Consider the following 19,599-nt stretch of genomic DNA (forward strand, 5'->3'; position numbering starts at 1 on the left):
GAAAAGTGGTGCTGGGCGTAATCAACTAGCACCAACTTTGTCTACAGTCTGAGAACATCTGTATATGTACAGATGTTCTTTTTCATAAAAGCTTATTTCACGGTATCCTTAGGACGTCTCCAGAAAGGACGATATACGACAGGATCTTTGATGCGGAAAATTCCGATGCCGAGCCATGCATTTACAAGGGCAATAATGGGACTCAAGATAGGGAGCAGGGTAAAGGGGATATACTTTAAGGGCTCCACACCCAGTGTTGCACTGTAGTAGGCAGCGCTAATGCCATAGGGAAGCACTGCACACAGCAATGTGCCCAGATCCTCCATGGAGCGGGAGAGAACAGCGCGGTTGATATCCATCTTGTCATAGGTGCTCTTAAAGGCAAAGGCCGGGATCGTCAGCGGCGGGTATTGGGCGCCGGGAATTGCCAGGATGCCTGCGCAGGCCAGGGTGGCTGTTACAATGCCGGCCACAGAATTAACGCGGCTGGTAATGGCTGCCACGATGGGCTCTAGGATCTTCATTTTGTCCAGAAGGCCGCTGATCATGCCTGCCATCAGGATCACACTGATCATCTCCAGCATTCCGTTTACACCGCCGCGGCTTAAGAGCCCGTCCAGACTTTCTACACCAGTGGATGATACATACCCATTCATGGCATAGCCAAATATGTCGGCAACGGATACGCCTTGAAATGCCACGGCCCAGATGCCAGCAATGATGATACCTGCTGTAAAGGCTATGAATGCAGGAACCTGCCTAACAGACAGCACCAAGACCACGATCACTGGTATCAGCATCAGAAGATTGATGTGAAAGCTGGATAAAATGCCATTGCTCAGCAGCATTACTTCCGAATCTACAAGGGAACCGCTGTTATGGATACCCAGGAAGAAATATACTACCACGCAAACCAGTGCTGCCGGTACAGTTGTATAGAACATGGACACAACATGATTGATGACAGAGGTATCGGCAGAGGCAGCGGCTAAGAGCGTGGTATCGGACAGAGGAGACATTTTATCGCCCATCTGCGCTCCTGAGATAATAGCGCCTGCTGTGTACCACAGCGGGATATTCAGTCCATCGGACATACCGATCAGCACAACGCCGATCGTGCCCACAGCGCCCCAGGATGTACCGGTACAGATAGCTACAAATCCGCTGAGGAGAAAGGCTACCGGCAAAAAGACAGCAGGCTTGATGATCTTAAAGCCATAATACAGCATGGCGGGTATTGTTCCGGATGACATAAATACACCTACCAATGCGCCTACCAGTATCATGATAACTGCCGCAGATGCAATGGAACGGATACCGTCTGACATTGCCGCATCCAGATCCGCCCACTTAAAATTCCGGATCTTCCCGAACACAAGCAGTACAATGACAGAGGAGAGCATGGAAAGGGTGAGTGAGATGCCGGAGAAGATCATGATGATCATCAGGGCAATGGGGAGGATAAAACCTGCCAGTGCACAGGGCAATGTCATTTCTAAAGTTTCCGGCTGCCTTTGTTTTTTTCTCATACTATAAGCCTCCTATTCGTATTTTGCAAACATGCCTGTCATGCGCTCCAAAGCAAGCTGCATATTTTTTTCTGTAACAGCAAAGTTCATTCTCACAAATCCCCGTCCATCCTCACCATGGGCAAGGCCGTTGTTCAGGCTGATCCCTGCCCGGTCCAAAAATACCTGGTCCAGCTTCTCTGCCTCAATGCCGCTGTGCCGGCAGTCGATCCAGAAGAGAAAGCTTGCCTCCGGCTTCAGAGGAACGATCGGAAGGGACCGCTCCTTTACAGCATGGATAAAGCGGTCTCTGTTATTCTGGAGATACAGGGTAAGCTCCTCCAGCCATGCGTCCGCAGCGCCGCTTGCAACAGCCGTCACTGCGGCGATGCAGAAGGAATTGGAGGCATAGTTAAAGTTAAAGGCATATACAAAACGGTCCCACTGCTCCCGCAATGCGCGGTTGGCGATGAATACCATGGCATGGGGCAGACTCATAATGTTGAAGCCCTTACTGTAGCTGAAGATCAGAATAGAGATCTCCCTTGCTTTTTCAGATACTGCATAGATCGGAATGTGCTTTTTTCCATCGTAGGTTATCAGGAAATGCACCTCATCGGAGATGATCCGAACGTTGTACTTTGCGCAGATATCCACCATCCGCAGCAGCTCCTCCATAGTGAAGACCCGCCCCGTCGGATTCTGCGGATTTACCAGCAGAAAAAGGGAAGGACGGTACTGCCTGATCTTTTCTTCAAAATCCTCAAAATCCAGTTCATAACGTCCCTCCTTCAGTACCATGGGATTTGGCAGAAACCGGCAGCCGGCGCCTTCGATACCCGCCTTTAGCGGGGTGAAGTAAGGTGTCTGCATCAGCACATAATTTCCAGGTTTACTGAATAAGCGTACTGCCATGTGGATGGCGGAAAGTGTGCCCGGAATACTGCTGATCCACTCTCTGTTCACCGCCAGCCCGTATTTCCGGTCAAACCAGCTGATGATCGCCTGATAATAGCTGTCTGGTTTATAACGATAATTAAATATATTTTCCTCACAGACAGCTAGGGTCGCTTCCTTCACGCAGGGAGGACAGCAAAAGTCCAGATCTGCGGTTCCCATGCCCAGTACGTCGCTTCGCCCTTCTGGCTGGCGCCAGCGCATGGATTCTGTAAATCGGTGATCCAATGTTTCATTAAAATTATAGTTCATATTACCCCTGATCCTTCTGTTATTCCTTGCCATGGCTTTGGTGATTTCAGTATATCAGATGGGTACTTGATTGAAAAATGCCGATATTTGATATAAAATATAAAATATGTTTTATAATAAGACCGGGAGGAGGGATATGCTGTGACATTGTTGGAAATAGAAGCCTTTCTGGCGGTTGTGAAATATAATACGCTGTCAAATGCCGCTCAGAACCTATTTATCACTCAGCCAGCCCTGACCAGGAGGCTGCAGATAATGGAGGAGGAATTGGGATATCCTCTTTTTATCCGCCAGAAGGGGCGCCGTGGAGTGGAGCTCACGGAGCAGGGGGTCGAGTTTTACCATATTGCCTGGAAGTGGAAGCGTCTGTGGGAGGAGACGAATTCTATTACCGTGCAGAAGTCCAGGGAATCATTGTCCATTGCCTCTGTTGACAGTCTGAATCATAACATGTTTTCCGGCCTATTTCCAGAATTTACCAAACAGGGCTATCTGTTGAGGCTCTATAATGCATTTTCAGAGGATGCCTACCAATATATGGAGCAGGGAATCTATGATCTTGCCTTTATTACACATCAGGATTACAGCCAGCCTCTTCCGGCCCGCACACAAATGCGCCCGGCCTATTCGGAGGCCTTTGTAGTCGCCTCCTTTCAGGAGCTTCCCAATAAAAATGGTGTGATTTCTCTTGATTGCCTGAGGGAAGAAAAGGAAATTTATGTGGCATGGAATAAAGAATTTAAGGCATGGCATGCAGACCATTTCAACGAGGAGATCTCCCCGGTGGTGGTTTTGGAGCACGCTGCCTTAGCCTCCTATTTTCTCCAGGCGGATTATTGGACCGTTGCTCCGTACACGACAGGGGAGCGTTTCAGAGGAAGCGGGGCTTTTATTTATGAGCTGGAGGAAGCGCCGCCGCATCAGATCATCTATTATCTGATGAACGGCGACAAGAAGCTTACTGCGATCAGGAATTTTTTAGAAATGCTTCATGCACGGCTCTGTACCATGCCAAAAGAAAAAATACAGTCATTCTTAGGATGATCTCTGTTTATCTGCCTGTATATAGGAAAGGATCTCCTTCCCGTAGGCCCCGGCGGCAGCCGGATCCTCAAACAGCCGGGGGTCGTAGGGCGTGTAGGTAAGGGAGGCGTGATAGTCCTCCTTAAATGCAGGCTCCCACAGGGAACCGAATTGGGGGAGAAACAGGCCGGACCTTCTGGTGTAGCAGGTCCTGGCAGTGGCCCTTTGGCGGGCAGACTTGTCTACACACCCACCAATGCTTTTGTGGACTGCGGTGTCCTCTAAGGGAAGGTAATAGTAGTCCTTGTAGTTGGAATAGAAATATTTGAGTTCACCCTCATAAAGGCTTACATTGCAGGAAAGGCAGGAATCGTGGAGCTCCAGATTCAAGGGGCCGTTGGCGTACTCTAAGGGGATGGGGACGGCAAAGGGACTTTCCCATACCAGGTTCAGGAAGGGGTGGGAAAAGCCGTCTGTGTCCTCCCAGGCAAAGAGCTGGTTGGAGGCCAGGGACAGGGGACCCTCCAACAGGTCTGTGTAACCCAGTATGGGCAGGATGGAGGGCATTCCCCGCAGGTCGTCTGCGTTGTGGAGGATGAGCAGGTCATAGAGGGACTGGTCCTTTGTGGTCAGATATTCCCTGTACACCTCAATGAGCTGGCCGCCGGAGTATTTGTCCTCGCGGCTGACGCCTAAGAACTGCTCAATGGATTTCTGCTTCATATTTTCAAGGCCTAAAAGCCTGCGGTAGGGCCTGATCTTCTTATAAATATCAAGGCTCACAACAGAGTCAAAATTGTACGGAAGGCCCAGGCGGCGGCAGCATTTTAATAAGTAAGGGATATCAAAGCCGTCCCCATTAAAGTGGATCAGGATGCGGAAGCGGGAGAGAAACGTAAAGAATGCCTCCAAAAGCTCTGCCTCCGCCTTCCGTGTGTCAGCAAACCACTGTATGAGCCTCCAGCCAAATCCATCGTAATAGGTACAGCCGATGAGGTAGAGCTGGGAGGTATCCCCGGAAAAGCCGGTGGTCTCTATGTCGAAGAAGAGCAGGTCCTTTAGGGGACCGATGCGCTCTAAGGGGTAGGTGTCAGGTGGATCAGTTGGATGCTTGATGGTGATCATGTGTGCTCCTTTGTATGTCATTTGGCTCCTGGCTCCATCGAAGCTGGATGGCGGACCTGAGCGCGGCTGCTTTGATACCAGTTTAGCGTATATTTTCTTTGGATGCAAGGAAAAACAGAATATTTGTTCGATATCTTGCATTGGTTTGGCTGGTATGGTATGATGGAGGGCAGAGCAAACAACGAAGAAGGAACAGGGAGAAGACATGATTTCTTACATAAAAGGAACCCTTGCGGCTATAGAGGCAGATGTGATCGTAGTGGAGGCGGGAAATGTGGGGCTGGCTGTTCATGTGCCGGTTTCCCTTCTGGATGAGCTTCCGGGGCTGGGACAGGAGGTAACGGTTTATACCTATTTTCAGGTGAGAGAGGATGCCATGACCCTTTACGGCTTCCTTCATAAGCAGGACAGGGAGATGTTTAGGCAGCTGATCGGGGTAAATGGGATCGGTCCAAAGGGTGCTCTGGGAATCTTGTCTGTCTTAAGGCCCGATGACCTGCGCCTTGCCATTGTGAGCGGAGATGCAAAGGCGATTGCGAAGGCTCCCGGTATCGGTAATAAGACGGCCCAGCGTCTGATACTGGATCTGAAGGATAAGGTATCCATGGAGGAGGTCTTAAGCAATCTGGGAGGTGTAAGCCCGGCAGGTGTGATGGAGGCGGCCTCTGTGCGGGCAGGCCTCAAGGAAGCGGCGAAGGAGGCTGTGGACGCCCTGGTGGCCTTGGGCTATACTAATATGGAGGCATCAAAGGCCGTAAAGCAGGTGGAAGTGACAGAGGGAATGACGGCGGAGGATGTGCTGAAGGCATCCTTAAAGCATCTGTCATTTTTATAAGGTGCTGCAGGGAACGGCAGGGCGCCATAGGATAGGGAATACACTAGGACTTAGTTGAGGTATATATGGAACGAAGGATCATTACAACAGAGGCTACAGAGGAAGATGTGCGCATAGAAACGACCTTGCGCCCCCAGTATCTCAGTGATTATGTGGGGCAGGAGAGGCTGAAATCCACTCTGAAGATTTATATCGAAGCAGCAAAGAACAGAGGGGAGGCCCTGGATCACGTTCTCTTTTACGGCCCTCCGGGATTGGGCAAGACCACCTTGGCAGGCATCATTGCCAATGAGATGGGCACCTCCATGAAGGTTACCAGCGGCCCGGCTATTGAGAAGCCGGGGGAGATGGCTGCTATCCTGAACAATCTCCAGGAAGGGGATGTGCTGTTTGTAGATGAGATACACCGCTTAAACCGTCAGGTGGAGGAGGTGCTGTATCCGGCCATGGAGGACTTTGCCATTGATATCATGCTGGGAAAGGATTCTACTGCCAGGTCCATCCGGCTGGAACTGCCCCGTTTTACCTTAGTGGGAGCCACCACCAGGGCAGGGTTATTGACAGCGCCATTAAGAGACCGGTTTGGCGTGGTGCAGAGGCTGGAGTTTTATACGCCGGAGGAGTTAAGAAGGATCATTCTTCATTCTGCCAGGATATTGAATGTGGAGATCGAGGAGTCAGGCGCCCTGGAGCTGGCCCGCCGTTCACGCGGAACGCCCCGCCTTGCCAACAGGCTCTTAAAGCGTGTCAGGGATTTTGCCCAGGTAAAATATGACGGTGTCATCACCAGGGAAGCCACAGATTTTGCCCTGGATATCATGGATGTGGATAAGCTGGGACTGGATCAGAATGACAGGAATATCCTTCTCATGATCATTGATAAATTTTCCGGGGGTCCTGTGGGCCTTGACACTCTGGCTGCGGCCCTGGGGGAGGATTCGGGGACGCTGGAGGATGTGTACGAGCCTTACCTTCTCATGAACGGCCTGATCAACAGAACGCCCAGGGGCAGGACGGCCACCGAGGCAGCTTACCGCCATCTGGGAATCGAGATGCAGGGCTTGTGAGAATGGGACAGGCATGGTATAATCTTTTTCGGGATGACCACGCCAGGAAGCTTAGGCCAAAGGAGATAGCGATGGATACAAAGAACTACACACAGGTTTTAATAGACGGAAAAATATACACCCTGGGAGGCAGCGAGGATGAAGGATATCTTCAGAAGGCCGCCAGCTATGTAAATGACAAGCATGCAGCCATGCGCAGGCTTCCGGGCTTTACAAAGCAGAGCGCTGATTACCAGATGGCGATGCTGGAGCTGAATATGGCGGACGATTACTTCAAGGCCCTTGAGAGGGCGGAGGAGATGGAGCGCCAGCAGCAGGAGATGGAGAAGGAGACCTACAGCTTAAAGCATGAGCTGGTGAGCACCCAGATGAAGCTGGAGGCAGTACTAAAGGATCTGGAGGACCGCCAGAGACAGTTAGAGGAGTTAAAGAAAAAGTCATTAAGGCTGGAGGCAGAGCTGGCTGTAAAGGAAGAGCTGCTTCAGAAAAACTCTGGCTCCGTTAAGGACCAGGAGGAGGAACAGGCCGGGGAAGCTCCTGAGAATGAGATTTCAGCGCCTGGAGCTACTTCTGAGGAGGAGCTTGCAAGGAAGGCCCTCCAGGCAGCCAGAAAAGCGGGAAGCCATAAGGGCGGATACAGATAAACTCCGGATAAGGAATGTCTCATGGAACGCATGGGGCATTTTTTTTCATAGGAAGCTTCGTTCCCTATGAAAAAAATGCTCCGCAAGGATCGCAACCCTAAAGGGGGCTTGTTCACTAAGCTCGTTACACTCGCTAAGTGAGCCAATGCCTGCGGCGGATAGGAATATGTCGCTTGCGCGACCCGCCGCAGGCGGAGAATCCTGCGGAGCAGGATTCTTTTTACACTTGTGAAGCGGAAATTTCAGAAAGGTTGGTATCATGGAAAAGAAAAGAGTGGAGCTGCTGGCGCCGGCGGGCTCCTTTGAAAGCTTAAAGGCAGCTGTGGCGGCAGGAGCGGACGCTGTCTATATGGGCGGTACACGGTTCGGTGCAAGGGCGTATGCGGATAATGCGGACGAGGGAAAAATGCTGGAAGCGATCGACTATGTCCACCTTCATGGATGCCGGCTTTATATGACAGTCAATACCCTGTTTAAGGAGCGGGAGATGGGGGAATTGTATGGATACATGCTTCCCTATTACCGCAGGGGCTTAGATGGCGTTATTGTCCAGGACCTGGGGGCTTTGGACTTTATGAGGGAGCATTTTCCGGGAATGGAGCTCCATGCCAGCACGCAGATGACGATCACAAGCGTATATGGCGCGAAGCTGCTAAAAAGGCTGGGCTGCAGCCGGGTGGTGACAGCAAGGGAGCTTTCCCTGGAAGAGATAAAAAGGATCCATAAGGAGGCAGAGGTGGAGATCGAGGGCTTTGTGCACGGAGCCTTGTGCTACTGCTATTCCGGCCAATGCCTCATGAGCAGCCTGATCGGAGGCAGGAGCGGCAACCGGGGCCGCTGTGCCCAGCCGTGCCGCCTGCCCTATGAGGTCTATGAAGAGGCAGCGGATTCCAGGGTAAAGAACGCTGCCATGAAGGGAACCTTGAGAGGCAAGGAGGCTTCCAAAGGCAGCGGACAGCTGAACAAAAACAGCCAGCGCTATGTGCTGAACCTCAAGGACCTGTGCACCCTGGATATACTCCCGGATATTATCGAGGCAGGAGTGTATTCCCTGAAAATTGAGGGCAGGATGAAGAGCCCCAGATACACAGCCGGAGTGGTGACCATTTACAGAAAGTATATTGACCGGTATCTGGCCTATGGAAGAGAGGGCTACTATGTGGAGCCGGAGGATAAAAAGCTGCTCTTAGACTTGTTTGACCGGGGAGGCTTTACTTCAGGCTACTATACGCAGCACAATGGCCGTGATATGATTGCCTTAAAGGAAAAGCCTGACTTCAGAGAGGGAAACCAGAAGCTCTTTGACTATCTGGAAAAGACCTATGTGGAGGCAGAATTAAAGGAGCCTGTAAGGGGAAAAGCCCTCCTGGAGGAGGGAAGTCCCATGAACCTTACCCTGTGCCTGGGAACTACAGAAGTCACAGTGGAGGGACAGATACCCGCAGGGGCGTTAAAACAGCCCATAACAGAGGAAAAGGTGGTAAAGCAGCTGAACAAGACAGGAGGCACGCCCTTCCGGTTTGAAGAGCTGGCAGCAGAGGTGAAGGGAGATGTATTTCTCCCTGTTCAGGCCTTAAACGAGATCCGCCGTGATGGCCTGGAGGCTTTAAAGGAGGCAGTCCTGGGACAATGGATGAGAGAAGAGCTGCCCTGCCGGGAGGAGGGGGAGCAGGATGGCTGTGATGGCTTGGAGGCTCTGAAGGAGGCACCTTTTGGCAGAGCGGCAGAGAGCGGGCAGAAGGAGAGCGATGGAGGCCGGGACGGTGAAAATGCCGCCCTTCTCACTGTGTCGCTGGAGGAGGAGGATCAGCTTGCGCCTGTTCTGGCCTGTAAACAGGTATCGGCTGTTTATATCGATGCAGAAGGCTTTGAGCCCGGCAGCTGGAAGAAGACAGCGGGGGCCTGTCATGAGGCGGGAAAGCGGTGCCTTCTCATGCTGCCCCAGATATTCAGAAGCCATGCCATGTCCTATTTTAAGGCCTGGAAAAGGGAACTTTCGGAGGCTGGCTTTGACGGCCTGCTGGCGAAAACCCTGGAGGAGGTACAGTGGCTGAAGGATGAAAAGGCGGATCTGCCTGTGGCCCTGGACGCCTCTGTTTATGCCTGGAACAGCAGAACAATATCTGCTTTAAAAAGCCTGGAGCCTGCCTTCATCACCATGCCATGGGAGCTGAGCAGCAGGGAGCTTCAGCCGGTGGCCAATGCCTGCAGAAAAGAGGGTGTCCCATCGGAGCTCATTATCTACGGCTATGCCCCCATGATGGTCTCTGCCCAGTGCATCACGAGGACGGTAAAGGGCTGTACAAAGACGCCGGGGATCCTTCGGATGAAGGACAGGACGGGAGCGCTTCTGGCGGTGAAGAACAGATGCAGCTTTTGCTACAATACGATTTTCAACCCCCACCCCCTGTCTCTGCTGGGAAATGAGGAGCTGGTAGGGCAGATGGGACTGGGCCGCCTGCGCCTTGCCTTTACGATCGAAAATGCAGAGGAGGTTTCGGCTGCCCTTGGAGCCTTTGTGCAGGCATTTATCAATGGGGAGGCAGCAGAGCCGCCTTTTAGAGACTTTACCAGAGGACATTTCAAGCGCGGAGTGGAGTAGGCCTATGACAAACCTGATCGTGGAAATTTCCAAATATTTGATGATACTTCTGATGGCGATTTACACCTATGCCAATTTCCGATTTTTCTCTTTGAAAGAGCCGGAGGCGAAGAGGCGGGTCTGCGGAAGGCAGAACAGGGCCATGTTTGCCATTCATTTTTTGGCCTATGTGGTGCTGTGCCTGAAGACGGAGGATGAGGCTTTTCGGTCTACCCTCATGGCTTTCTACGGGGCCCAGGTGGTATTTTTTCTGTGTTACATTTACCTGTACCGCCTGATCTACAGGAATGTGTCGCGGCTCCTGGTAAATAACACCTGCATGCTCCTGTGCGTTGGCTTTATCATGCTCACGAGGCTGTCGCTGTCAAAGGGACTGGATAAGGCCCTGCGTCAGTTTGCCATTGTAGTGGCGGCCGCGGCCGCAGCCTGGCTTGTGCCCTATGTCATGGGGCGGTTCTGGCAGCTCTATAAGCTGCAGTGGGTGTATGCGGGGGCTGGCCTTCTGGTGCTCCTCGTTGTATGGGCGGCTGGCAATGAAAGCTTTGGAGCCCAGCTTTCCATTACCATAGGGAGCATATCCGTCCAGCCATCCGAGTTTGTCAAACTGAGCTTTGTCTTCTTTGTGGCATCGATGTTCTACCAGTCATTGGATTTTAAAACGATCTGCATCACCACGGCGGTGGCTGCAGCCCATGTGGTTGTGATGGTGCTCTCAAAGGATCTGGGAGGAGCCCTGATCTTTTTTATCACCTATGTATTCATGCTGTTCATCGCAACTGGTAACTGGCTGTATCTGGGAAGCGGGCTGGCTGTGGGCTGTACAGCCTCTGTGACCGCCTTCCGGATGTTCGACCACGTAAGGCGGCGGGTATTTGCCTGGAGCAACCCCTGGGCGGATATTGACAATAAAGGCTACCAGATCACCCAGTCCCTCTTTGCCATCGGCACAGGCGGCTGGTTTGGCATGGGGCTGTGCCAGGGAATGCCTGGGAAGATCCCGGTGGTGGAAAAGGACTTTATCTTTTCTGCCGTGTCAGAGGAAATGGGTGGGATATTTGCTATCTGCCTGCTGCTCATCTGTTTGGGCTGTTTTATCCAGTTTATGATGATCGCAGCAGAAATGCAGGCAGTTTTTTATAAGCTCATTGCCTTTGGACTGGGGATGGAATACATTATCCAGGTGTTTCTCACCGTGGGAGGAGTGACGAAGTTCATCCCCTCCACGGGAGTGACACTGCCCTTTGTGAGCTATGGAGGAAGCTCTATTGTGAGCACCTTTCTGCTGTTCGGAGCCATACAGGGATTATATATCATTAAGCGGAACGATGAGGAGGAGCTGGCTGCTGCAGAAGGGCAGACAGCCCACTAGAATGAGGACGGGAAATGGCGAAAAAGGAATCAAATAATCCAAAGGCAAACAGAAATATCCTGGGCATCACCTATCTGGTGGCAGCGCTGTTTCTGTGCCTGGCTGCCTATATGGGCTATTTTCTCCAGGTAAAAAGTGAAGATATTATCAACAATTCCTATAATGCCCGCCTGGACAGCTTTTCTGACCGTGTGGTGCGGGGCCGCATCCTGGCAGCGGACGGCACGGTGCTGGCTGAGACCCAGGTGGATGAGGCGGGAAATGAACGGCGCGTCTATACGTTCGGAGGCGTGTTTGACCATGTGCTGGGGTATTCCTCCAACGGGAAAACCGGGATAGAGGCCTTGGCAAATTTTTACCTGCTCACCTCCCATGTGAATCTGGCAGAGCAGGCGGTAAATGAGCTGGCAGGAGAGAAAAATCTGGGGGATGACGTGGTGACGACCCTGGATCCTAAGCTGCAGCAGGCAGCCTTTTCTGCACTAGGAGACAGAAGAGGCGCGGTGATCGTCATGGAGCCTGACACGGGAAAGATCCTGGCAATGGTGTCAAAGCCAGGCTATGACCCTAACACACTGGCCCAGGACTGGGCGGCCCTTACGGACGAGTCCAACAACCAGGGACAGCTCCTTAACAGGGCTACCCAGGGGCTTTATCCGCCAGGCTCCACTTTTAAGATCGTGACAGCTTTGGAGTATATGAGAGAGCATCCGGGAGATTACAGAGAGTTTCATTTTGACTGTGACGGCATATATGAAGAGGAGGAATACTCCATACGCTGTTACCATGGAGAGGCTCATGGCAGCCTGGATTTTACGGAAGCCTTTGCGGATTCCTGCAATGGCGCCTTTGCCAGCCTGGGGCTTAAACTGGATCCGGAAGCCTTTGGAGGGACGGCAAAGGGCCTGCTGTTTAACAGCCAGCTTCCCCTCTCAGGCCTTCCCTACAAGGAAAGCGCCTTCCAGATGGGCGCGGGGGCAGGGGCGTGGGAGATCCTTCAGACCTCCATCGGCCAGGGCAGGACTCAGATCACGCCTCTCCACAATGCCCTGATCACAGCGGCCATTGCCAACGGCGGCACCCTCATGAAGCCCTATGTGCTGGATTCCGTAAGGAGCGCGGGGGACGAAGAAGTGCGCAAATTTATACCGGAGGCCTATGGAAGCCTGATGACGGCGGAGGAGGCCGCCGGGCTTACAGAGCTTATGACCGCGGTGGTGACTGTGGGTACAGGCTCTGCTCTGCGGGATGCACCCTACACCTCAGCCGCCAAGACAGGCTCTGCTGAGTTTGAAACCGGAAAGGAGACCCATGCCTGGTTCACCGGCTTTGCCCCGGCAGAGTCACCGAAGGTCGTAGTGACAGTCCTTGTGGAGGAGGGAGGAAGCGGCGGCCGGGCCGCCGCCCCAGTGGCCAGGCAGCTGTTTGATCTCTATATGGCGAGACTGGGGTATTGATCCCGACGATCCGGGCAGCATGAGCGGTCATTAATACCCGTATGCCAGCGCCCCGCCGTCCACGGCGAAATCCTGTCCGGTGATATAACCGCCGTTAGGCCCGCACAGGAAGCTGGCCATGGCGCCCAGGTCTCTGGTGTCCCCGTAGGCGTGAAGAGGCATGCGGCCCAGAATCTTCTGCTCTCTGGCAGGGTCTGCTACCTGCTTTAACATTTTGCTCTCAAACCATCCTGGGGCAATGCTGTTGACGCAGATATTGTCCTGGGCCCACTCAACGGCAAGGCCCCTTGTCATGGCCAGCACAGCTCCCTTGCTGGTGCAGTAGGGGACTACCTCAGAAAAACCCAGATGGGCGCTCATGCTGGTGATATTAATGATGCGTCCCTTGTCCGGAGCCTTTTTCAGGCAGGGATAGCAGAGCCTGCACATCTCGAACACATATTTTACATTTACATTCATAATACGGTCAAACTGCTCCGGCGGGAACTGCTCTGCCCGGCACTTGAAAGTAGCTCCCGCATTGTTGACGAGAAAATCCAGACGGCCGCCGGAGCTTTTCGTGATCTCCTTTAAAAGCTGCTCCATGGCTTCGGTGTCGCCGATATCGCCCTTTACATGGATCACGCCTGCAGCGCTCTCACCGTAGCCCTCCTTCGGCGCTCCTGTGCGGCTGACCGTATAGACTGCGGCACCGTCCTCTGCCAGTACATTGGCGATCTGATAGCCGATCCCGCTGCTGCCGCCGGTGACGATCCCAATCTTACCATCTAATTTACCCATTGTTTTGCTCCTCCTGTTTTTTCTTTTTTTGTTCATTCTTTTTGATATTTATTGTATAATATGATGTAATATTTCTTAACAATATCTCCTGCGAAAGGTATGTTCTTGTGAATACAAAAGTAACCATTCGCGATGTGGCCGCAAAGGCAGGCGTTTCCATCAGCTCCGTCCATTTTGCCCTGAGCGGAAAGGCAGGGGTCAGCGATGAGACCCGCGAGAAGATCCGCAGAATTGCCGATGAAATGGGCTACCAGCCCAATACCCTTGCTTCCAGCCTGAAACGCAGCACCCAGCGCATCGCCATCCTGCTTCCCTCTGAAAAGGGAGAGAACCAATATTACTATCCGCCTGTGTGGAGGGGGATCCATGATTATCTCTCGAAGGTCAATATGAACCTGGAGTGTATTGAGCTGCCCTATTTTGAAAAGGACAAGGCCAGCGTTTTTCAAAGGCTGAAGGAGCTGATCGAAAAACGGGGGCTTAACGGCATCCTCACAGTGGGCCATATTGACGATACTGCCACCCGGGAGGAATGGAAGAGCATCTGCAGACAGGATATTTCTATTGTGTGCATCAACTCTGAGAATAAGCTCTGCGATTATCTGTGCTGCGTCCTGCCTGAATATGAGGTCATAGGGCGGACAATGGCAGAGCTTATCACCAGCCATATCCCGGATTACGGAAGTATCCTTCTCTGCGCCGGAAACTCGAATTGGGATGCCCATGCGCTTGTGACAAAGGGCTTTGAAGACTACTTAAATGAAAATAACCGCTCTAATCTGGTATATAAGGATTATTCCTGGGAGTTTACTCAGCAGAATTACGTGGATATTTTCAGCAAGCTTTCCCGTCCTGATGTAGCTGCCTGCTGCAGCGTATATTCCCAGGGCACCATTATGCTGGGACAGGCCCTGGAGGAGAGCAAAAAGGCGGGGCGGGTGTACGCAGTAGGCTCCGACCTTTCCGATGTCACGGCTGACCGTCTCCGGCGTTCCGTATTCAATAATGTCATCCAGAAAAACCCATATGCCCAGGGCTATGTAGGCATCCGCACCCTTGTAGAATACCTGATCAGCGGCAAGGTGCCGGAGCAGAAGCGCGTCTATGTGGGGAGCGAGGTGATCCTGCGCAGCAATCTGGTGATGTATGAGCATGAGCAGTACCGGTATCTGTTCCTGTAAATGTACTTGCGTACCGGCGGTAACTGGTTTAGGTGCTGCTTATCCTTCGTACTCCTGGCGTAACTGTTCAGTACCCTTACAGTTACGGGCAAAAATCCATTTAAAATCGGCTTTGCCGATGGGATTTTTGCCTTCTGGCCCAGGTTATCTTACGGTCAGCGCAGCAAGTGCGCAGACCTACTGAACAGTTACCTCCTGGCACATATAATGGTGGCAGGCTGACTTGATCAGCTCCCAGTCAAGCTCTACACCCACGCCGGGGCCCTCCGGCACATGGATGATGCCGTTCTCGTCAATAGGAAGATCGCCCTTCATGGGCAGGCGGTAGTTATCCTCCGGCACAAAATACTCAAAGTATTCGCAGTTCTTGATCGCGCAGCTTACATGGAGGTTCACCATATCCATGTAGTTCATGGTGGTGGTATGTATCTCGCAGTTCAGTCCAAAGCCCTCCGCCATATGGGCGATCTTTAAGGTTCCTGTAACGCCGTCCTTCCAGCTCACATCTGCACGGACGATATCAGCGGCTCTCTGGGCAATGACCTGGGCCACGCCCCAATGGCAGCCGCGTGTAGTCTCAGTGGCTGCAATGGGAATATCAAGCACGCGGCAAAGCTCTGTATATTTGTAAAGCTCAAAGTCGCGGAAGGGCTCCTCAAACCACTTATAATTCAGCTTTTCAAGCTGCCGTCCCACACGGATGGCCTCATCCAGGGAATAATCACCCACAGGATCCGTCATCAGCACAAAATCATCTCCAACAGCCCGGCGCACAGCCTCATGGACCTCCATATCAAACTCCACAGGGCCTGCAGGATGGGCCTTGTAACCCTTGATGCCCTTGCTCTTGTAATAGAGCGCCTCATCCACATAGGCCTGGACGGAGCTTAAGAAGTTGCTGCTGGCATAGACAGGAAGACTGCTTCGGTAAGCGCCAATATACTTATATAAAGGAAGTCCTGCTTCTTTCGCACAGATATCCCACAGAGCTACATCCACGGGGCCCGGCAGGAATACGGGGAAGAATGCCTCGTGCCTGTCAATGACCCACAGCTCCTGGAAAATGGCCTCCCGGTCATGGGGATCCCTGCCCAACACTACAGGAGCAATACTCTCCTGTAAATAGGATTCGCTGACAGCGCCGCTTCTTGCTGCCATGCAGGTTGCGATCCCCTCAATGCCCGTATCTGTCGTAAGCTTGATCACGATCACATCCCAGCCCATCTTTGCGCCGCCCTGGCGTCTCTCATCGAACAGGCATTTTCCGCGTTCTACCCACCAGCTCTCAAATTTTGTGATAATCATACAAAATATTCCTCCCTTCATCCTTTTTATGCAAAAATAAATGCAAAAAACGTTTTTGTAAATTATAGCAATAGGGCGAAAGAAAGTAAAGATATTCAATTTGTTTTCACTGAAAACCGTCATTTTAACAAAAAAATAAAAAATGAATTGTGCTATTTTAACCAAAATCGAACTTAACAAACTAAAATATCGCTGCAATGTTGACAAAAAAAGCCTGAAATGATATTCTTGATACAGAATCAGTGCGCACTTGAACAAAAACGTTTTAGTAACAAGATTACATTTAAAACAGGAGGAGTACTATCATGAAAAAACACATTTGGGGAGTTACGATTATGGCATGTGCCGCAATGGCACTGACAGCCTGCAGTTCCGGTTCCGGCACAGCTTCCACTACGGCCGCAGCTACTCAGGCTGCAGCCACAGAGGCAGCGGGAACAGAGACAGAGGCAGCAGCAAGCTCGTCTGGTAATGCAGGCATTAAGCTTACCTGGAGCGAGGTAAACGGCGAAGATTACGGCGGAACCATCGGGGCAAAGAAGTTCAAAGAGAAGATTGAGGAGCTTTCCGGTGGGGACATCACGGTTGAGATCTATTTAAATGGAACTCTGGGCGGCGAGAAAGAGTGTATGCAGGGCATTCAGATGGGTACTCTGGATATCTTCCGGGGAAATGCTTCCTCCCTTTCCAACTATGGTGCAGACAAGATCAGCCTTAGCGGACTTCCCTTCTTATTTAAGGACATGGAGCAGTTCCAGGAGATGGCAGTGAGCCCTGTGGGACAGGAGCTGCTGGATTCTGTTGCTGAGGCAAACTGCGGATATGTGGCGCTGGGATGGATGACAGAGGGGCCGAGACATATGTTTATCACCGAGAGCACCTATCAGAAGCTGGGCAAGCCATCCGATTTCAGCCTTGACATGATGGACGGCTTAAAGATCCGTGTTCCTGAGACAGACCTGATGGTAAATACCATGACAGCCTTAAAGGCCTCCGCAACACCGATCGCTTACTCTGAGCTTTATACCTCTTTGCAGTCCGGTGTTGTTGACGGCGCAGAGAATGACATTATCAACTACTTTGCAAACTCCTTCAACGAGGTTGCCCCCTACTTCATTCCGGATGCACATACCTTTGGCTGCGGCGTTATCCTGATGAGCCAGTCCACATGGGAGTCCTTGAGCGAGGAACAGCAGGGATGGATGAAGGAAGCCGCTGCAGCAGCAGGAGAGGCCGCCTACACATACAACCTGGAGAAGGTACAGGCTGCCTTTGATTCCTTCGAGGAAAAGGGCGTTACAAGACTGGATGTTGCTGACCTTGACAAGTGGTCCGAGGCATGCCAGAGCGTGTACTCTACCTATGATGAGGAATCCCAGCAGATGATCGAGAAACTGTTGAGCGGAAAGTATGAATAGGTTTTGAATGGTTGCTGATTGACTGTAAAAGGGCGCTGTGAAATGCTTTTGCAGCGCCCTTTTCAAGTGCATGGCGCCTGCGCGGCATCCGGCGGTAAGGCTGGCGGAAGGCTGTGCTGGATGATGTGCAGGGAAGAATAACGAAACGGGTGATACAATGGAAAATTTGAAAAAAATATGGGAGCCGGTGGACCGCATTGTGTTTGGGATCGTAAAGCATGTCTGCGTGCTTATGCTGGCGGCGCTGGTGGCTGTTGTGTTTTATATCTTCGTGGGACGGTATATTTTGCATAAGTCTCCTATGTGGGGAGAGCCGCTGTCGCTGTTTTTATTGACCTGGATGAGTATTCTCGGATCCTCTCTGGTGCTCCGCACAGATGAACACCTGAAGGTCACGATGTTTGACGAGAAGATGAAAAAGAGCCAGATTTTTGCAACAGATGTGCTTGCCACCGTGTGCATCATTGTCTTTGCTGGTTTTATGGTGGTCTACGGCGCACAGCTTATGAAGCAGGCCAGGAGCAATACGATGGCAGGTGTCAACATACCTTATGCATGGATGTATCTGTCCCTTCCTGTAACAGGAGTGTTGTATTTTCTGGCATTGATCACACAGTGGACAAGGAGGATTGGTAAGAAATGAGTACGACTGTTATTGCAACATTGATGTTGGTTGGCATATTCCTTGCCCTTGTGTTCCTGAGGGTGCCTATTGTGTACGCGATCGGAATTGCATCTCTGGTTGATTTCTTTTATCTGGGCATCAACCCCATGCAGATGGCCCTCAAATTTGTATCAAATTTAAATTCCTACACGCTCCTTGCAGTGCCCTTCTTTATCCTGATGGGCGAGCTGATGAGTGCAGGCGGGATCACAGACACGCTGATCGATTTTTCGAGAGAGCTGGTAGGCTGGTTCAGAGGCGGTGCAGCTATGGTGAACGTGGTAGCATCCTTCTTCTTTGGCGGAATCTCCGGTTCCTCCTCCGCAGACTGCGCTTCTCTTGGCCCGATTGAGATCAAGATGATGGAGGAACAGGGCTATGACAGGGACTTTTCCACCTGTCTGACCATGGCAAGTTCCGTTGAAGGTATTCTCGTACCGCCCAGCCAGAATATGGTTATCTACACTCTTGCAGCTGCAGGCGTTACCAGCGTTTCCATTGGACAGCTTTTCCTGGCAGGCTATGTTCCGGGGGCAGTTCTTTCCGTTACGCTGATGATCTATTCCTACTATATTTCTGTCAAAAAGAATTATCCGGTAACAGGCCGTTTTGACTTAAAGGCTTGTATCCGCGCATTCTTCCGCGCGATATGGGGTATGCTCTCCGTTCTGATCGTAGTAGTCGGTGTAATTGCAGGTGTATTTACTACCACAGAGTCTGCGGCTTGTGCGGTAGTGTGGTCGCTGGTTGTGGGCCTGTTCATTTACAAGGGCTTTGGGGTTAAGGATATCCCCGGAATTTTTCACAATGTAACGATGACTCTTGGTAAGGTACTGATCCTTTTAGGTGTGTCAGGCGCATTTACTTACCTTTTGACGTATTTGAAGGTGCCGGAGACGGTCTCAACAGCACTGTTTTCCATCACGGACAACAAGATCCTGATCCTTATCATGCTGAATATCCTGATGCTGTTTTTGGGATGCATGATCGAGATGGCCTGCCTGATCCTGATGCTGACTCCGGTCATCCTTCCGATCTGGATGTCCTTAGGCCTCTCACCGATCCATTTGGGCGTGGTAATGGTGCTGAACTTAGGAATCGGCCTTCTGACTCCTCCGGTAGGCTCTACCCTGTTTATTGGAAGCGCGATCTCCGGTATTCCCATTGAGAAGCTGTCAAAGTCCATGATCCCCTTCTACATCGTAATGGGTGTGGCGCTGCTTATCCTTACTTATTTCCCGCAGACATTTATGTGGCTGCCTAACATGGCATACTAAGCCTTCGTGCCGCCTATCCGGCGGCAGGATTTTCATAGTAAACCTACATGCGTCCAGCGGGCGGACGCGCCGCCACGCCGCGAAAGACTGGTGGACGCATTTGGTATACCTGAATACATGCCGCCTATCCGGCGG

At 51.7% G+C, this 19,599-nt stretch carries 16 protein-coding genes; 11 read left to right on the top strand and 5 right to left on the bottom strand.

The genetic code is table 11. From position 1 onward, the window contains the following. Positions 1 to 92: 92 nt before the first annotated feature. Together LIZ87_RS20010 and LIZ87_RS20015 are read right to left on the bottom strand one after the other, a co-directional pair. Positions 93 to 1,529, bottom strand: a complete 1,437-nt coding sequence (locus LIZ87_RS20010) for a Na+/H+ antiporter NhaC family protein (RefSeq protein WP_227148956.1) — start codon at positions 1,527 to 1,529, stop codon at positions 93 to 95. A gap of 12 nt (positions 1,530 to 1,541) precedes the next feature. Beyond that, positions 1,542 to 2,717, bottom strand: coding sequence for a MalY/PatB family protein (locus tag LIZ87_RS20015; RefSeq protein WP_227148957.1), 1,176 nt, complete (start codon positions 2,715 to 2,717; stop codon positions 1,542 to 1,544). A 141-nt stretch (positions 2,718 to 2,858) separates the two neighbouring features. Between LIZ87_RS20015 and LIZ87_RS20020 the strand changes: the two genes are divergently transcribed. Then, positions 2,859 to 3,761: a LysR family transcriptional regulator gene (locus LIZ87_RS20020; protein ID WP_227148958.1), complete on the top strand. Its 903-nt coding sequence runs from the start codon at positions 2,859 to 2,861 to the stop codon at positions 3,759 to 3,761. Here the strand turns inward: LIZ87_RS20020 and LIZ87_RS20025 are convergent. Beyond that, positions 3,753 to 4,865, bottom strand: coding sequence for a ribonuclease H-like domain-containing protein (locus tag LIZ87_RS20025; RefSeq protein ID WP_227148966.1), 1,113 nt, complete (start codon positions 4,863 to 4,865; stop codon positions 3,753 to 3,755). The genes LIZ87_RS20020 and LIZ87_RS20025 overlap by 9 nt on opposite strands. Positions 4,866 to 5,070: 205 nt before the next feature. Between LIZ87_RS20025 and ruvA the strand changes: the two genes are divergently transcribed. The 6 genes from ruvA (at position 5,071) to LIZ87_RS20055 (ending at position 12,839) form a co-directional block, all read left to right on the top strand. Then, positions 5,071 to 5,700 (top strand): Holliday junction branch migration protein RuvA, encoded by a 630-nt coding sequence (gene ruvA, locus LIZ87_RS20030; RefSeq protein ID WP_178315530.1) that lies wholly within the window; start codon positions 5,071 to 5,073, stop codon positions 5,698 to 5,700. Positions 5,701 to 5,765: 65 nt separating this feature from the next. After that, entirely contained in the window at positions 5,766 to 6,767 is a 1,002-nt protein-coding gene (gene ruvB, locus LIZ87_RS20035) for a Holliday junction branch migration DNA helicase RuvB (protein ID WP_227148959.1), read from the top strand. 71 nt (positions 6,768 to 6,838) lie between these two features. Next, positions 6,839 to 7,411 (top strand): cell division protein ZapA, encoded by a 573-nt coding sequence (gene zapA / locus LIZ87_RS20040; protein WP_227148960.1) that lies wholly within the window; start codon positions 6,839 to 6,841, stop codon positions 7,409 to 7,411. A 259-nt stretch (positions 7,412 to 7,670) separates the two neighbouring features. Beyond that, on the top strand, positions 7,671 to 10,013 hold the full coding sequence (locus LIZ87_RS20045; RefSeq protein WP_227148961.1) for a U32 family peptidase: 2,343 nt from the start codon (positions 7,671 to 7,673) through the stop codon (positions 10,011 to 10,013). Between the two features lie 4 nt (positions 10,014 to 10,017). Continuing rightward, entirely contained in the window at positions 10,018 to 11,382 is a 1,365-nt protein-coding gene (locus tag LIZ87_RS20050; RefSeq protein ID WP_227148962.1) for an FtsW/RodA/SpoVE family cell cycle protein, read from the top strand. A gap of 14 nt (positions 11,383 to 11,396) precedes the next feature. Next, positions 11,397 to 12,839 (top strand): peptidoglycan D,D-transpeptidase FtsI family protein, encoded by a 1,443-nt coding sequence (locus LIZ87_RS20055; RefSeq protein ID WP_227148963.1) that lies wholly within the window; start codon positions 11,397 to 11,399, stop codon positions 12,837 to 12,839. 30 nt (positions 12,840 to 12,869) lie between these two features. Here LIZ87_RS20055 and LIZ87_RS20060 read toward each other — a convergent pair whose 3' ends face one another. Continuing rightward, a complete protein-coding gene (locus LIZ87_RS20060) occupies positions 12,870 to 13,619 on the bottom strand; it encodes an SDR family NAD(P)-dependent oxidoreductase (protein WP_227148964.1) in 750 nt (249 codons plus the stop codon). Between the two features lie 107 nt (positions 13,620 to 13,726). Between LIZ87_RS20060 and LIZ87_RS20065 the strand changes: the two genes are divergently transcribed. Further along, positions 13,727 to 14,800, top strand: coding sequence for a LacI family DNA-binding transcriptional regulator (locus LIZ87_RS20065; RefSeq protein WP_178313884.1), 1,074 nt, complete (start codon positions 13,727 to 13,729; stop codon positions 14,798 to 14,800). 177 nt (positions 14,801 to 14,977) lie between these two features. On the opposite strand, the gene LIZ87_RS20070 is transcribed toward LIZ87_RS20065, so the two are convergent. Further along, positions 14,978 to 16,105 carry an enolase C-terminal domain-like protein gene (locus LIZ87_RS20070; RefSeq protein WP_178313886.1) on the bottom strand — a complete coding sequence of 376 codons (1,128 nt, stop codon included), beginning with the start codon at positions 16,103 to 16,105 and terminating at the stop codon, positions 14,978 to 14,980. Positions 16,106 to 16,410: 305 nt separating this feature from the next. Here LIZ87_RS20070 and LIZ87_RS20075 point away from each other — a divergent pair, with 305 nt between their 5' ends. From LIZ87_RS20075 to LIZ87_RS20085, 3 genes are all read left to right on the top strand, one after another. Continuing rightward, entirely contained in the window at positions 16,411 to 17,523 is a 1,113-nt protein-coding gene (locus LIZ87_RS20075) for a TRAP transporter substrate-binding protein (protein WP_227148965.1), read from the top strand. A 157-nt stretch (positions 17,524 to 17,680) separates the two neighbouring features. Then, the gene (locus tag LIZ87_RS20080) at positions 17,681 to 18,166 is read left to right on the top strand and encodes a TRAP transporter small permease (RefSeq protein WP_178316516.1); all 486 of its coding nucleotides are present in this window, start codon (positions 17,681 to 17,683) and stop codon (positions 18,164 to 18,166) included. Then, positions 18,163 to 19,464, top strand: coding sequence for a TRAP transporter large permease (locus tag LIZ87_RS20085; RefSeq protein ID WP_178316515.1), 1,302 nt, complete (start codon positions 18,163 to 18,165; stop codon positions 19,462 to 19,464). The genes LIZ87_RS20080 and LIZ87_RS20085 overlap by 4 nt, the downstream gene beginning before the upstream one ends. The last annotated feature ends 135 nt before the right edge of the window (positions 19,465 to 19,599 follow it).

This window comes from Lacrimispora sp. 210928-DFI.3.58, from assembly GCF_020554865.1.
GTDB lineage: Bacteria > Bacillota > Clostridia > Lachnospirales > Lachnospiraceae > Enterocloster.

Bases quoted from the DNA above. Each gene is read 5' to 3' on its own strand.
- LIZ87_RS20010 (WP_227148956.1), bottom strand. From the start codon at position 1,529: ATGAGAAAAAAACAAAGGCAGCCGGAAACTTTAGAAATGACATTGCCC.
- LIZ87_RS20015 (WP_227148957.1), bottom strand. From the start codon at position 2,717: ATGAACTATAATTTTAATGAAACATTGGATCACCGATTTACAGAATCC.
- LIZ87_RS20025 (WP_227148966.1), bottom strand. From the start codon at position 4,865: ATGATCACCATCAAGCATCCAACTGATCCACCTGACACCTACCCCTTA.
- ruvA (WP_178315530.1), top strand. From the start codon at position 5,071: ATGATTTCTTACATAAAAGGAACCCTTGCGGCTATAGAGGCAGATGTG.
- ruvB (WP_227148959.1), top strand. From the start codon at position 5,766: ATGGAACGAAGGATCATTACAACAGAGGCTACAGAGGAAGATGTGCGC.
- zapA (WP_227148960.1), top strand. From the start codon at position 6,839: ATGGATACAAAGAACTACACACAGGTTTTAATAGACGGAAAAATATAC.
- LIZ87_RS20045 (WP_227148961.1), top strand. From the start codon at position 7,671: ATGGAAAAGAAAAGAGTGGAGCTGCTGGCGCCGGCGGGCTCCTTTGAA.
- LIZ87_RS20050 (WP_227148962.1), top strand. From the start codon at position 10,018: ATGACAAACCTGATCGTGGAAATTTCCAAATATTTGATGATACTTCTG.
- LIZ87_RS20055 (WP_227148963.1), top strand. From the start codon at position 11,397: ATGGCGAAAAAGGAATCAAATAATCCAAAGGCAAACAGAAATATCCTG.
- LIZ87_RS20060 (WP_227148964.1), bottom strand. From the start codon at position 13,619: ATGGGTAAATTAGATGGTAAGATTGGGATCGTCACCGGCGGCAGCAGC.
- LIZ87_RS20070 (WP_178313886.1), bottom strand. From the start codon at position 16,105: ATGATTATCACAAAATTTGAGAGCTGGTGGGTAGAACGCGGAAAATGC.
- LIZ87_RS20075 (WP_227148965.1), top strand. From the start codon at position 16,411: ATGAAAAAACACATTTGGGGAGTTACGATTATGGCATGTGCCGCAATG.
- LIZ87_RS20080 (WP_178316516.1), top strand. From the start codon at position 17,681: ATGGAAAATTTGAAAAAAATATGGGAGCCGGTGGACCGCATTGTGTTT.
- LIZ87_RS20085 (WP_178316515.1), top strand. From the start codon at position 18,163: ATGAGTACGACTGTTATTGCAACATTGATGTTGGTTGGCATATTCCTT.